This is a genomic window from Pelagibius sp., from assembly GCF_028289705.1.
Taxonomy (GTDB): Bacteria; Pseudomonadota; Alphaproteobacteria; order Kiloniellales; family Kiloniellaceae; genus Pelagibius.
In genome coordinates, this window is the sequence record NZ_JANQOI010000169.1 from 1 (window position 1) to 13,942 (window position 13,942).

Below are 13,942 nucleotides of genomic sequence, written 5' to 3' on the forward strand. Positions count from 1 at the left end.
AGACCACGCGCACGAGCTGATCGACCAGATAGGATTCGGCGCGCACCGTGGCGGTGCCGGAGGCCCCGGCCTCGAAGCGCCGGCGCACCTCCGCCCGCCCGTCGCTCAGGGCGCCCTTCAGCAGCTCCAGCACCGCGCTGCGCTGGGCCGGCCCCGGGGGGTGGCGTTCGGCGATCTCGTCCAGCGCGGCCAGCAGGCGCCGCCGGCTGATGATCGCCCGGCGGTCAACGACCTTGGCGTTTTCCTCGCGCAGCAGATCGGCCGGCTCCGGGGTGTTTGCGGCCGCCTTGCCACCCTTCCCGAGGGTCATTATGTCCAGGCTTGCAACCATGCTATCCTTCACATCGCCCTTTGCCGCCGCATTGTCCAGGCCCCGTTCGGGCCCGGGACCGGAGCTGGAGGGAAACTATGCCACGAATCCCTGCCGCGGTCCTAAAGGCCGTTTGTGTACTGAGTTTCCTGGCCGCCTGCGGGACCTCGGACCCGGCGCCGCTGATGCGCGCCTCGGCCGAGGTGGCCGACGGCGGGCTGCAGGTGCGGGTGGACGACATTCCGCCGGGCCGCGCCATCCTGGCCATCGTCCTGGTCGACCCGCAAGGCGCGGAGACGCCGGCCCGCGAGCGCCAATACTTCACCCGCGAGGAAGGCAGCGGCGGCGCCTCGGGTCCCGGCGTCGGCGTCGGGGCGACCGGCGGCTCCTCCAGCGGGATCATGCCCTACATCACTCTCGGCTACTTCTTCAGCGGCGACGGCGAGGAACGGCGCAGCCGCTACCTCACCGGCCGGATCAAGCTGACCGACCCGGAGGCCTATGCCGTGGCCTATCGCTTCTGGCGCATCGAAGTGCGCTACCGCGACGCCGCAGGCCGCAGCGGCCTCCTGACCCTGCCAGCACCGGCGCCTTAGGATTTTCCCTGAAGTAATTTATTTATTTCAATATCTTGCCGGACCGTTACCAACCCCCATAGTCACCCTCGGGCTTGTCCCGAGGGTCCATGGACAAACCGAGACCCGGACCTCGATGGATTGCCGGAACAAGCCCGGCAATGACGGTTGGGGGGGGGCGGGAACGCACTGACAGACAAGGCTTCCGTTCGGGCCTGCCTTCGAGAATGCTTCGTGTCTGACGGCACCGGCTTAATTCGATTCAAACCGGAAACCATATCGGCGCGCCGCGCTCAATCTTTCTCTGAGCGCTGCAACTCCTTCAGCCGGTAGACCAGGTTCAGCGCCTCGCGCGGGCTGAGGCTGTCGGCATCGACCCCGGCCAGGGCGTCTTCGACCGCCGAGGTCTGGGGCTCCTCCGCGGCGGCCTGCGCGAGGCTGGCGGCGAAGAGCGGCAGGTCGTCGGCGAGGCGCGACAGCGCGCCGGCCTGCTCGCCCTGCTCCAGGGTCGCCAGCACCGCCTCCGCCCGGGCGATGGCCGCCTTGGGCAGGCCCGCCAGCTTGGCCACATGGATGCCGTAGGAGCGGTCGGCGGCCCCGGCCACCACCTCGTGCAGGAAGACCACGTCGCCCTGCCACTCCTTCACCCGCATGGAATGGCAGGCCAGCGAGTCCAGCTTGGCGGAGAGCGCCGTCAGCTCGTGGTAGTGGGTGGCGAAGAGGGCGCGGCAGCGGTTCACGCCGTCGAGGTGCTCGATGCAGGCCCAGGCGATGGAGAGGCCGTCGAAGGTCGCCGTGCCGCGGCCGATCTCGTCGAGGATGATCAGGGCGCGGGGGCCCGCCTGATTGAGGATGGCCGCGGTCTCCACCATCTCCACCATGAAGGTGGAGCGGCCGCGCGCCAGATCGTCGGCGGCACCCACCCGGCTGAACAGGCGGTCCACCAGGCCGATATGGGCGGAGGCGGCCGGCACGAAGCTGCCCATTTGCGCGAGGACCGCAATGAGGGCGTTCTGGCGCAGAAAGGTGCTCTTGCCCGCCATGTTGGGGCCGGTGATCAGCCATATGCGGCCCGCTTTCGAAGACGAGGCGGACTCGTCCTCCAAGCGGCAGTCGTTGGCGACGAAAGCGCCTTCCTGCGCCGCGGCCAGGGCGGCCTCCACCACCGGATGGCGGCCGCCGCGGATGTCGAAGGCGCCGCTCTCGTCGAGGCGCGGGCGACACCAGCGCTGCTCGACGGCCAGCTCGGCCAAGGCCGCGGCGACGTCCAGGGCGGCCAGCACCTGGGCAGTGCGCCCGATGCCTTCGCTCTCGGCCAGCACGGTCGTGACCAGGCCCTGGAAGATCTCAAGCTCCAAGGCCAGGGCCCGTTCGGCGGCGCTGGCGATCTTCTGCTCCAGCTCCGACAGTTCGACGGTGGTGAAGCGCATCGCCGAGGCGAGGGTCTGGCGGTGAATGAAGGGGCCCTCGCCGCCGGTCTTGATCTTGGCCGCGTGGGTCGGCGTCACCTCGATGAAGTAGCCGAGCACGTTGTTGTGCTTGATCTTCAGGCCGGCGACGCCGCTCTCATTGGCATAGCGCGCCTGCAGACCGGCGATCAGCTTGCGGCTGTCGTCGCGCAGGGCGCGCAGCTCATCCAGGTTCGGGTCATAGCCCGGCGCGATGCTGCCGCCGTCGCGGGCCAGGAACGGCGGCTCCTCGGCGAGGGCCGCGGCGAGGCGTTCGACCAGGGCCCGGTGGCCGCCGAGAACCTGAAGGTCCGCGGCCTCGAGACTGGGCGGGTTGAGGCCGGCCTTCGCGGTGATCAGGCCGTGCAGATCGCCGGCGACAACGAGCGCGGCGCGAATGGCCGCCAGGTCCCGCGGCCCGCCGCGCCCGAGACTGAGGCGAGAGAGCGCCCGCTCGATGTCCGGGCAGCGCTTGAGCCGGGCCCGCAGATCGGCGCGCAGATCACCCTCCTCGACCAACCAGTCGAGCTGGTCGTGGCGCGCCGCGATGGCCTGAACATCGGTCAGCGGCGCCGCCAGGCGTGCCGCCAGCAGCCGGGCGCCGGCCCCCGTTACCGTCCTGTCGACGGTGGCCAGCAGCGTGCCCTCGCGTCCGCCGCTGAGGGCCTCGGTCAGTTCCAGATTGCGCCGCGTGGCGGCGTCGATCTCCATCACCGCGCCGCCGGCCAGCCGCCGCGGCGGCAGCAGGCGCGGCATCTTCCCCTTCTGGGTCAAAGCGACGTAGTCGACGAGGGCGCCGGCGGCGGCCAGTTCGGCCCGCCCGAAGGCGCCGAAGGCATCGAGCGCCTTGGTCTCGAAGACCTCCTCCAGGCGCCGGCGGGCATTGCCGCTGTCGAAGCGCGCGCCGGGCAGCGGGCTGAGACGGTCCCGCAGCTCGGCGAATACGGCGGAAAACTCGGCGCGCGCGAGCAGCGCTTCGGGCAGGATCACCTCGCCGGGGTCGAGGCGGGCCAGGGTGGCGGCCAGGCCGCGCGGCTCCAGCGGCTGCGCCCGGAACACGCCGGTGGAGATGTCCAGCCAGGCGATGCCCAGTGCGCCGCCGGCCTCCGCCAGCGCCGCCAGGTAGTTGTTGGCGCGGGCGTCGAGCAGCGCGTCCTCGGTGATGGTCCCCGGGGTCACCACCCGCACCACGTCGCGCCGCACCACCGACTTGCTGCCGCGCTTCTTGGCTTCGGCGGGGTCCTCCATCTGCTCGCAGACCGCCACCTTGAAGCCCTTGCGGATCAGCCTTGCCAGATAGCCGTCGGCGGAATGCACCGGCACACCGCACATGGGGATGTCGGCGCCCTGATGCTGGCCGCGTTTGGTGAGCGCGATGTCCAGGGCGACAGCGGCCTTCTCCGCGTCCTCGAAGAACAGCTCGTAGAAATCGCCCATGCGATAGAACAGCAGGCTGCCCGGATGGGCCGCCTTGATCTCCAGGTACTGCGCCATCATCGGCGTGACCGCGGACTTGGCGGGGCCGGCGCGCGGGCTGTCCTTGTGCTGGGCCGCAGGAACGGATTGTGCGGTCATCGATCCGGGGGCAGGGGTCGAGGGTTTCTTGACTTTGGGGCTTTCGGCTCGGGGAAAGGTTATCACAGGCGATGGCACTCTAGGCAAGCCGGGCCGCGACCGTCAGAATGGGAGACCATGCCAGGGAGCGCCGGCAGCAGGGCCGCGCCGAGCGCTCGACTGGTCCAGGGGAGGAGGCCCCGCCGTGACGCAGCACGAAGACGCCCACAACCAGGCCTTTCCGGCCGACCGCGAGGTCGAGGTCGTGGGCCGCTTCGCCGAACGCCACAGCTTTACCGCGGCGGTGGAGTCCCTGCTGGCCGCGGGATTCGCCCGCGAGGATCTTTCCGTCCTCGACACCCACGAGTCCCTCAGTGCCAGCGGCACCCCAGGCGAGGCCTGGCAGGAGTCGCTCGCCGGCCTCGTCGGCGAGATCAACTACGTCGGCCCCCTGACCGCTGCCGGCCTGATCGCCATCGCCACCGGACCGGTGGGCGCCGCCATCGCCGGCGTGCTGGCCGCCGGGCTGAGCACCGCGGCGGTGGTGGAGGTCCTGGACAAGGTGCGGGCGACGCCCCACACGGAGGCCTTCGCCCGGGCGCTGGAGTCCGGGGCGATCCTGCTGTGGGTGCGGGTGCCCGACGAGGCCGCGGCGGTGAGGGCAGAAGGCCTCCTCGCCGACGCCGGCGCCGCCGACGTGCACCGCCATCTCCGCGGCTAGCCCGCAAGGGCGGCTATTGGGCCCGATGGCCTTTGACGCTCCCAACAGGGCTCTCTAAGATTTCTGAAAAAACAAGGCCCTCTGCCAGAGGTCCCGAGGCGCCGGCACCCCAACGGTCGGCCATGCGGGGAGACGCGGGAGTCTTGGGGAACCCTGGAGGGAGGACGTCATGGACAGGACCCGCATCACCGAGGCCGAAGCGCTCGATCTGCACGCTTCCGGCCGCCCTGGTAAGTTCGAGATTCAAGCCACCAAGCCGCTGACCACACAGCGCGACCTCTCGCTGGCCTACTCGCCGGGGGTCGCGGTCCCCTGCCTGAAGATCAGCGACGACGAGTCCAAGGCCTACGACTACACCGCCAAGGGCAACATCGTCGCCATCATCTCCAACGGCACCGCCGTGCTGGGCCTCGGCGACCTGGGGGCCCAGGCCTCCAAGCCGGTGATGGAAGGCAAGGCGGTGCTGTTCAAACGCTTTGCCGATGTCGACGGCATCGACCTGGAGGTCGACACCCGCGACGTCGACGAGTTCGTGAACTGCGTGCGCTTCCTCGGCAAGTCCTGGGGCGGCATCAATTTGGAAGACATCAAGGCCCCCGAGTGCTTCGTCATCGAAGCGCGCCTGAAGGAGCTGATGGACATTCCCGTATTCCACGACGACCAGCACGGCACCGCCATCATCACCGCCGCCGGCTTCATCAACGCCCTGGCGCTGACCGGGCGGTCCATCGAAGAGGCGCGGGTGGTGATCAACGGCGCCGGGGCGGCGGGCGTCGCCTGCGCGGAGTTGATCAAGGCCATGGGCGTGCCGCACGATTCGGTGCTGCTCTGCGACACCAAGGGGGTCATCTACCGGGGCCGCGAAGCGGGCATGAACCAGTGGAAGTCCGCCCACGCGGTGGAGACCGAGGCCCGCAGCCTGGCCGAAGCCATGGCCGGCGCCGATGTCTGCATGGGCCTTTCGGTGAAGGGCGCCTTCACCGCAAAGATGATCCGCTCCATGGCCGACAAGCCGATCATCTTCGCCATGGCCAACCCCGACCCCGAGATCACGCCGGAGGAAGTGGCCGAGCTGCGCGACGATGCCATCGTCGCCACCGGTCGCTCGGACTATCCGAACCAAATCAACAACGTGCTCGGCTTTCCCTACATCTTCCGCGGCGCCCTGGACGTGCGCGCCTCGACCATCAACATGGAGATGAAGATCGCCGCCGCCCGGGCCCTGGCCGAACTGGCGCAGGAAGACGTGCCCGACGAGGTGGCCCAGGCCTATCACAGCAAGGCGCTGCGCTACGGACCCGACTACATTATTCCAGCACCCTTCGATCCCCGACTTATCGTGGCGGTGCCGAAGGCAGTCGCCAGGGCGGCGATGGACAGCGGCGTCGCGCGACAGCCCATCGAGGACATGGGGACTTACGAGCAGCAGCTCTCGGCGCGGCTCGACCCCACGGCCTCCAGCCTGCAGCGCATCTTCGACAAGGTGCGCCAGAACCCCAAGCGCGTGGTCTTCGCCGAGGGCGAGGAGGAGCGCAGCATCCGCGCCGCCCTGGCCTTTCAGCAGGCCGGCTACGGCACGCCGGTGCTGGTCGGCCGCGAGGAGCAGGTGAAGGAGACCATGCGCGCCATCGGCCTCGACAAGAACACCCTGGAGATCCACAACGCGCGGCTCTCCAAGAACAACGCGCGCTACGTCGACTACCTCTATCGGCGTCTCGGACGGCTGGGATCTCTGCGGCGGGACTGCCAGCGCATGGCCAACCAGAATCGCAACGTCTTCGCCGCCTGCATGGTGGCCTGCGGCGAGGCCGACGCCATGGTCACCGGCCTGACCCGCAGCTTCAGCGTCGCCTACGAGGACATCCGCCGGGCCATCGACCCGCAGAAGGGCCAGCGCGTCTTCGGCCTCTCCATCATGGTGCTGCGCGGGCGGTCCATCTTCATCGCCGATACCTCGGTGCACGAACTGCCCAACGCCCAGCAACTGGCCGACATCGCCATGCAGGCCGCGGCCCAGGCGCGGGCCATGGGCCACGAGCCGCGGGTCGCCCTTCTGTCCTATTCCAACTTCGGCAATCCCCTGCACCAGGCGGCTCAGCGCATCCGCGACGCCGTCCAGGAACTCGACCTGCGCGAGCCCGGCTTCGAGTACGACGGCGAGATGCAGGCCAACGTCGCCCTGAACTACGACCTGATGCGGGAGATCTATCCGGTCTCGCGGCTCTCCGGGCCGGCCAACGTGCTGGTCATGCCCGGGCTGCACTCGGCCAACATCACCGCCAAGCTGGTGCAGCAGACCGGCGGCGGCTCGGTGATCGGGCCGATCCTCATCGGCCTCGACAAGCCCGCCCAGGTGGTCCAGCTCGGCGCCACGGTGAACGACCTGGTCACCGCCGCCGCCCTTGCGGCCTACGAGTCCCTGGCCACCGGCGAGCTGCTTTGACCGGGCTGAGCGAAAACGGGAAAGAACCGCCGACACAGCAGAGTTCTAGCAAACGCCCCCTGGGAGTCACCCTTCTCAGTCTGCTTATGGCCTGGCTGAGCTTTGCGGGGTTTGCCAATGCGGCGGTTGCGCTCTTCGGCGGCATCGGCATTTGGCCAAGCTACATCGCCATCTTCATGATCGCCTACGCCGCCACCTCGGCGGCGGTAACGATTGGGCTCTGGCGCTTGAGTCCCTGGGCCCTGGCCGGCTTTCGGGCTTGGGGAGTAAGCTGCCTTGCACTCATGATCGCGATGCTCGTTCACGTCGGCTTTTTCCCGCTCCTGATCGAGAGACCGGCCGAGTTCCTGCCGCTCTTTTTGATTCCCAGCAGCGTGATGGTCGTCCTCTACTGGCTGTTGCACCGCTATATCCGCTCGCGCTTCGTGTCTTGATCGTCCTGCAGTTCCGCCTCGCGCATGAGGCGCATGCGGCTGCGCAGGGCGGCCAGGATATGCGCGCGGGCGGCCCGGTCGGCGCGGGCGCCGTCGCGGGCGCGGATGGCTTCGAGGATTTCCTGATGCTCGGCGAAGGCCGCCTCGGTGCGCTCCCGGTCGCGGAGCGTCGTCCCGCCGAGCACCGCCAGGGCATTGGCCAGGGCGGTCACCGACTTGATGAGGAAGGGGTTCTTGGCTGCCTGGTAGAGGTCGTCGTGGAAGCGGCGGTTGGCCTCGGCCACCTTTCGGTCATCCCCCGCGGCAGCCCGCATCAGGGCGTTCAGTTCCTCCAGTTCCAGGATCTCCGCCTCTGAGGCGTGCTGGGCGGCCATCTGCGCCGCCGTGCCCTCCAGGGCCGCGCGCATCTCGTAAAGCTCGATCACCTCGCGCTGGTCCATCTGCTTGATGACCGCGCCCTGGCGCGGCACGTGCACCACCAGCCCTTCGCTTTCCAGCCGGCGAATGGCTTCGCGCACCGGCGTGCGGCTGATGCCGAAGCGCTCGGCGATCTCCACCTCGCGCACCCGCATGCCGGGCTTCAGCAGCCCGGTCTGAATCGCCTCGAAGAGGTGCCGATAAGCCGCTTCGCCGCGCGGTACCGCGCCGTTTTCCGTGCTTTCGTCCTGGGCCATCGCGCCAACCAAGTCCAACTGTCGAGGGCCAAGACTGCGCGAAAATCTTCGCTCTTGCAATATCGAACACAATTGGATACAACTGGATACAAGAAAGACAAAGAGAGTGGATCAGGCTGTGAGCGAGACGACGGTCTTTGACGTGCTGGTGATCGGCGGCGGCCATGCCGGCCTGACGGCGGCGGTCTGCGCCGCCGAAGCGGGGGCCAGGGTCTGCGTGTTGGAGGCCGCGCCCCACAGCCACCGCGGCGGCAACAGCCGTCACACCCGCAACCTGCGGGCCATGCATGAGGCGCCGACGGCGGTGCTGACCGAGGCCTACCTGGAAGAGGAGTACTGGGAAGACCTGCAGCGGGTGACCAAGGGCCGGACCGACGAGGCCCTGGCCCGCATGACCATTCGCCGCTCCTCGGAAAGCGTCGGCTGGCTGGGCGCGCACGGCGTCCACTTCCAGCCGGCCCTCGGCGGCACCCTGCATCTGGGGCGCACCAACGCCTTTTTCATGGGCGGCGGCAAGGCGGTGATGAACGCCCTCTACCGGGCCGCCGCCGACCTGGGCGTGGTGGTTCACTACGACGCGCCGGTGCACGACCTCCTGTTCGAAGACGGCTTCTTCCAAAAGGCCCTGGTGGGCCGGGAGGGCACGCAGCGCTCTGCGGTGAAGGCCAAAACCCTGATCGCCGCCGCCGGCGGCTTCGAGGCCAATCTGGAGTGGCTGACCGAAGCCTGGGGCGAGGTGGCCCGCAACTTCCTGATCCGCGGCACGCCCTACAACCGGGGCGCTCTCCTGAAGCTGCTGCTGGACAAGGGAGCCCAGCAGATCGGCGATCCCAAGCAGTGCCACGCCGTGGCCATCGACGGGCGCGCCCCGAAGTTCGACGGCGGCATCGTCACCCGGGTCGACTGCGTCTCCCTGGGCGTGGTCGTCAACACCCTGAGCGAGCGCTTCTACGACGAGGGCGAGGATTTCTGGCCCAAGCGCTACGCCATCTGGGGGCGCCTGGTGGCCGCCCAGCCCGACCAACTGGCCCATGTGATCATCGACGACAAGGCGACCGGCCGCTTCATGCCGCCGGTCTTTCCGCCGGAGCGCGCCGGAACCATCGCCGAACTGGCGGTGAAGATCGGCCTCGAGCCGGCAACGCTGGAACGCACCATTTCAGAGTTCAATGCCGCGGTGCGCCCCGGGACCTTTGACCACACGGCGCTGGACGACTGCCGCACCGAGGGCCTGGCCGTCGATAAGAGCCACTGGGCCCAGGCCATCGACCGGCCGCCCTTCAGGGCTTATGCCCTGCGCCCCGGCATCACCTTCACCTACCTGGGGGTCGGCGTGAACGCGCGCGCCCAGATGCTCATGGCCGACGGCAAACCCTCGGCCAATGTCTTCGCCGCCGGGGAGATCATGGCCGGCAACATCCTGGGCGAGGGCTATCTCGCCGGCATCGGCATGACCATCGGCAGCGTCTTCGGGCGCATCGCGGGCAAGGAGGCCGCCGCCCATGCGCTTAACTGACATCCGCGACCAAGACGTGCTGGACGAGGCTGAGCGGATCATGACGATCTGCAACGCCTGCCGCTACTGCGAGGGCCACTGCGCCGTCTTTCCGGCCATGGAGCGGCGCCTCGACTTCGCCGCGCCAGACCTCGAATACCTGGCGAACCTCTGCCACAACTGCGGGGCCTGCTATCACCACTGTCAGTACGCCGAGCCCCACGACTTCGCCGTCAATGTGCCGCGCACCTTCGCTAAGCTGCGCAAGGAAACCTACGCCGCCTACGCCTGGCCGGCCTTCATGGGCCGCGTCTTTCATGGCAACGGGACCTGGGTGGCGGCGCTGGCCACGCTGGCGCTGGTGGTTTTCATCGCCGGCACCGCCCTGATCGGCGGCCCGGCCGATTTCTTCGCCGTCCATCCCGAAGGGTTCTATGGCGTCATCCCGCACCAGGTGATGGCGGGACTGTTCGGGCTGGTCGGGCTCTTCGTGCTGTTGGCGCTGGTCATGGGCGTCGTCCGCTATTGGCGGGCGCTGGGGCTTCCGGCGCCGCTGGGCGTCGGCGGGCCTCAGGTCCTTCAGGCGGTGCGCGATGCGCTGACTCTGAAGTATCTCGACGGCGGCGCCGGGGAGGGCTGCACCTACCCCGGCGAGCGGCCCTCGCTGGCACGGCGGCGCTTTCACCACCTGACCTTCTACGGCTTCCTGCTGTGTTTCGCCGCGACCTGCGTCGGCACGCTCTACCACTACGGCTTCGGCTGGATCGCGCCCTACGGCTACACGAGCCTGCCGAAGATCCTGGGGATCAGCGGCGGCATTGGCCTGCTGATCGGGCCCGCCGGCCTGCTCTGGCTGAAGCACAAGGCCGACCCGGCGGCGGTCGACAAGGACAGCGGCGGCATGGACCGGGCCTTTCTTTGGCTGCTGCTGCTGACCAGCGCCACCGGCCTCGCCCTCATGCTTGCCAAGGGCACGACGCTTCTCGGCACCCTCTTGTCGATCCACCTGGGCATCGTCCTCGGCCTGTTCCTCACCCTGCCCTACGGCAAGTTCGCCCACGGCTTCTATCGCCTGGTGGCCCTCATCGCCCATGCCTTGGAGACCCGGCACGGGGCCAGGATGACCCCCGCTCCCGCCGCTGCCCCGGACCCGGAGGCCGCGGCAAGCGCTCGGCGGGACGCGGCCTGACGTCTCGGACCGAGGCCGGGGTCCTCGCGCAGTGCCAATCCTTCGCACGACAAGGCTTTGCGCTTATATGCGAATCTTGTCATAGAGAGTTGCTAATCTGATGATTTGGATTAGCCGTGACGGACGGGCAGGCCGGCTGAGACTGGATGAGCTTAGATTCCCGACCCAATACTCCTGAGCATCAGGCAGCGGACGCGGCTTCCGGGACCGCTTTGAATGCCAGCCAGAAGGGCGGCGCGCTGCTGCTCGTGACCCTGGTGCTCTCCGCCCCGATCGTCCTTGTGCTGCTGGTCCTGGTCTTGACCGGCAAGCTGAGTCTTTCCGATGCGGCGATCAGCGGTGCGGTGATCGCGCTGCTGATGGCCGCCATGCTCAATCAGCACCTGCGCCGCGTGCGCTCGCTCACCCGCTATCTCAGCCGCCTGCGCGAAGCCGGCGACGACGGGCCGCTGCCCGCCGCGCCCTCAGGCGGCGACCTGCTGTCGCCGGGCCTGAGCGACGCCATCGCCGAGACCGCCCGCGAGCAGCGCGCGCGGCGCCGCGACCTGCAAGACACCATGGCCATGAACGCCGCGGTGCTGGCAGGGCTGCCGGACCCGCTGATCCTGGTGGCCGAGAACCGCCGGGTGCTGCGCCTCAATCCCGCCGCCGAAGCGCTGCTGGGCCACGACCCGGCCGGGCGGGACCTGGCGCTCAGCATCCGCAATCCCACCTTGCTGGCCGCCGTCGACGCGGTGCTGGAAGGCGGCGAGCAGGAGGCCGTGGAGTTCGCCATCCCCGGCAAGGTCGAACGCAGCATCGCCGCGCGGGTGCTGCGCCTGCCGATGACGGCCCCCCAGCAGGCCCGTGTGATGATCGCCCTTTACGATCTGACCGGGGTGAAACAGACCGAGCGCATGCGCGCCGATTTCGTCGCCAATGTCAGCCATGAACTGCGCACGCCGCTGTCCAGCCTGATCGGCTTCATCGAGACCCTGCGCGGCCCGGCGCGCGACGACCTGGAGGCGCAGGGGCGCTTCCTGAAGATCATGGAGGTCCAGTCCCATCGCATGTCGCGCCTGGTGGACGACCTGCTGTCGCTGTCGCGCATCGAGCTGCAGGAGCACACGCCGCCGGACGGCCAATGCGATGTCGAGCGAACGCTGCGCTCGGTGGCCTCGACCCTGGAGCTGGAGGCCGCGCGCAACGCCATGCGCATCGAGATCGCTTGCGAGCCGCTGCCCCCGGTGATCGGCGTCCACGACGAGCTGACCCAGGTGTTCCAGAACCTCTTCGACAACGCCCTGAAGTACGGCCAGGAGGATACGGTGATCCGCGTCTCGGCGCGCCCCCTGGCAAAGGGCGGGGCCGGGGAGCGCCGCCTCGGGCGGGCCGGGGTGAAGATATCCGTCTTCAACGAGGGCGAAGGCATCGAGCGGGAGCATATCCCGCGCCTGACGGAGCGCTTTTACCGCGTCGATTCCCGCCGCTCGCGGCGCCTCGGCGGCACCGGGCTGGGCCTGGCCATCGTCAAGCATATTGTCAACCGCCACCGCGGCGTGCTGGAGATCGAAAGCCGCCTCAACGAAGGGGCGACCTTCTCGGTCTACCTGCCCAGCGCCGCGAAACCGGAAATATCCTTGTCCGCCTCACAGCCCCAGGCATCGTAGAATTTCCCTGGCCGGTCAGGATCTTAAAATTCCACTACTTTTTTGCAGAATCCCGGTTTCTGTCATCTAAGTGTAACAAAACTGCAGTAATACCATCGCCGAGCAAACGTAGGTTGGGCCCGCCGGTGAGAGGCCGGCACATGCGTTGTTCCGAGACCGCGCCAGTCTCTGGCCGGCAAGCAACGTTGAGACGGTTTTCACTAATGGGCATTCAGCGGAGGTATTCCCCGTGATCAAGAAATCGCTAGCCATGGCGGCAGTTGCCGGCCTGGTCGTGGTGGCGCCTGCCATTGCCGAGGCGCGTGATCAGATCCGCATCGTCGGTTCGTCGACGGTGTTCCCCTTCTCAACCGCAGTGGCTGAGAACTTCGGCCGCTCGAGCGGCTTCAAGACCCCGGTGGTCGAGAGCACCGGTTCCGGCGGCGGCATGAAGCTGTTCTGCGCCGGCGTCGGCACCGAGCATCCGGACATCACCAACGCCTCGCGGCGTATCAAGCAGTCCGAGTTCTCCAAGTGCACCGAGAACGGCATCACCATCACCGAGGTGAAGATCGGCTTCGACGGCATCGTGCTGGCCAACTCCAAGGCCCACAAGCCCTTCGCCCTGACCAAGAAGCAGATCTTCCTGGCGCTGGCCAAGGAGATCCCGGTCGACGGCAAGCTGATCCCCAATCCGAACAAGCTGTGGAGCGACATCGACCTGTCGCTGCCGGCCGAGAAGATCGAGGTGCTGGGCCCGCCGCCGACCAGCGGCACCCGCGACGCCTTCGTCGAGCTGGTGATGGAGTCGGCCGCCAAGCAGTTCCCGGAGATCAAGGCCCTGGACAAGGCCGCCTTCAAGGCCGCTGCGCACTCCGTGCGTGAGGACGGTGCCTTCGTCGAGGCCGGCGAGAACGACAACCTGATCGTTCAGAAGCTGGAAGCCAATCCGCAGGCTCTCGGCATCTTCGGCTTCAGCTTCCTCGACCAGAACGCCGACAAGCTGCACGGCGCTACGGTCGGCGGTGTCGCTCCGGAGTTCGAGAACATCGCCTCCGGCGAATACGGCATCTCCCGCTCGCTGTACTTCTATGTGAAGCAGGAGCATGTCGGCACGATCCCCGGCATCAAGGAGTTCGTTTCCGAGTTCACCTCGGACAAGGCCTGGGGCGACGAAGGTTATCTGGTGGAAAAGGGTCTGATCCCGCTGCCGTCGGATGACCGCAGCGCCATGATGAAGGCTGCCAACGGTCTTGCGCCGCTGAGCATGTAATCGAAGTGTCGCCGGCGGAGCCGATCGAGCGCTCCGCCGGCGGACTTTCGGTCCTTTCTTTAGTGACTTTAACGGTGCAATCGAGAGACAGGGGACAGCGAGGACCCGCAGGGGCCGGCGTCGTGGGCAACGGAAGAAGACAGGCGGTTCGATTAGACCGCCGATAATCCCCAGTCTGCCGAGCCTGTCCCAGTGGTC

At 68.1% G+C, this 13,942-nt stretch carries 10 protein-coding genes and 1 pseudogene; 8 read left to right on the forward strand and 3 right to left on the reverse strand.

Going from position 1 to position 13,942, the window contains the following annotated elements:
* Nucleotides 1–331: pseudogene (locus tag Q0996_RS20955) on the reverse strand (hypothetical protein); the annotation flags it as partial.
* A gap of 77 nt (nucleotides 332–408) precedes the next feature.
* On the opposite strand from Q0996_RS20955, the gene Q0996_RS20960 reads away from it, so the two are divergent.
* Nucleotides 409–906 carry a hypothetical protein gene (locus tag Q0996_RS20960; RefSeq protein WP_299624428.1) on the forward strand — a complete coding sequence of 166 codons (498 nt, stop codon included), beginning with the start codon at nucleotides 409–411 and terminating at the stop codon, nucleotides 904–906.
* 272 nt (nucleotides 907–1,178) lie between these two features.
* Here Q0996_RS20960 and mutS read toward each other — a convergent pair whose 3' ends face one another.
* The gene (gene mutS / locus Q0996_RS20965) at nucleotides 1,179–3,830 is read right to left on the reverse strand and encodes a DNA mismatch repair protein MutS (RefSeq protein WP_322096773.1); all 2,652 of its coding nucleotides are present in this window, start codon (nucleotides 3,828–3,830) and stop codon (nucleotides 1,179–1,181) included.
* 262 nt (nucleotides 3,831–4,092) lie between these two features.
* On the opposite strand from mutS, the gene Q0996_RS20970 reads away from it, so the two are divergent.
* The 3 genes from Q0996_RS20970 (at nucleotide 4,093) to Q0996_RS20980 (ending at nucleotide 7,485) form a co-directional block, all read left to right on the forward strand.
* The gene (locus Q0996_RS20970) at nucleotides 4,093–4,608 is read left to right on the forward strand and encodes a hypothetical protein (RefSeq protein WP_299624434.1); all 516 of its coding nucleotides are present in this window, start codon (nucleotides 4,093–4,095) and stop codon (nucleotides 4,606–4,608) included.
* A 169-nt stretch (nucleotides 4,609–4,777) separates the two neighbouring features.
* Complete coding sequence (locus Q0996_RS20975; protein WP_299624437.1) at nucleotides 4,778–7,051, forward strand: NADP-dependent malic enzyme; 2,274 nt, start codon at nucleotides 4,778–4,780, stop codon at nucleotides 7,049–7,051.
* A gap of 86 nt (nucleotides 7,052–7,137) precedes the next feature.
* Complete coding sequence (locus tag Q0996_RS20980; RefSeq protein WP_299624440.1) at nucleotides 7,138–7,485, forward strand: hypothetical protein; 348 nt, start codon at nucleotides 7,138–7,140, stop codon at nucleotides 7,483–7,485.
* Here Q0996_RS20980 and Q0996_RS20985 read toward each other — a convergent pair.
* Entirely contained in the window at nucleotides 7,458–8,159 is a 702-nt protein-coding gene (locus Q0996_RS20985; protein WP_299624443.1) for a GntR family transcriptional regulator, read from the reverse strand. The genes Q0996_RS20980 and Q0996_RS20985 overlap by 28 nt on opposite strands.
* Nucleotides 8,160–8,277: 118 nt before the next feature.
* Between Q0996_RS20985 and tcuA the strand changes: the two genes are divergently transcribed.
* The 4 genes from tcuA to Q0996_RS21005 all read left to right on the forward strand — a co-directional run bounded on the left by tcuA (nucleotide 8,278) and on the right by Q0996_RS21005 (nucleotide 13,744).
* On the forward strand, nucleotides 8,278–9,675 hold the full coding sequence (gene tcuA, locus Q0996_RS20990; protein WP_299624445.1) for an FAD-dependent tricarballylate dehydrogenase TcuA: 1,398 nt from the start codon (nucleotides 8,278–8,280) through the stop codon (nucleotides 9,673–9,675).
* A complete protein-coding gene (gene tcuB, locus Q0996_RS20995; RefSeq protein ID WP_299624446.1) occupies nucleotides 9,662–10,843 on the forward strand; it encodes a tricarballylate utilization 4Fe-4S protein TcuB in 1,182 nt (393 codons plus the stop codon). The genes tcuA and tcuB overlap by 14 nt, the downstream gene beginning before the upstream one ends.
* A gap of 146 nt (nucleotides 10,844–10,989) precedes the next feature.
* Nucleotides 10,990–12,492 carry an ATP-binding protein gene (locus Q0996_RS21000; protein WP_299624449.1) on the forward strand — a complete coding sequence of 501 codons (1,503 nt, stop codon included), beginning with the start codon at nucleotides 10,990–10,992 and terminating at the stop codon, nucleotides 12,490–12,492.
* A 250-nt stretch (nucleotides 12,493–12,742) separates the two neighbouring features.
* Nucleotides 12,743–13,744, forward strand: a complete 1,002-nt coding sequence (locus Q0996_RS21005; protein ID WP_299624452.1) for a PstS family phosphate ABC transporter substrate-binding protein — start codon at nucleotides 12,743–12,745, stop codon at nucleotides 13,742–13,744.
* Nucleotides 13,745–13,942 lie beyond the last annotated feature (198 nt).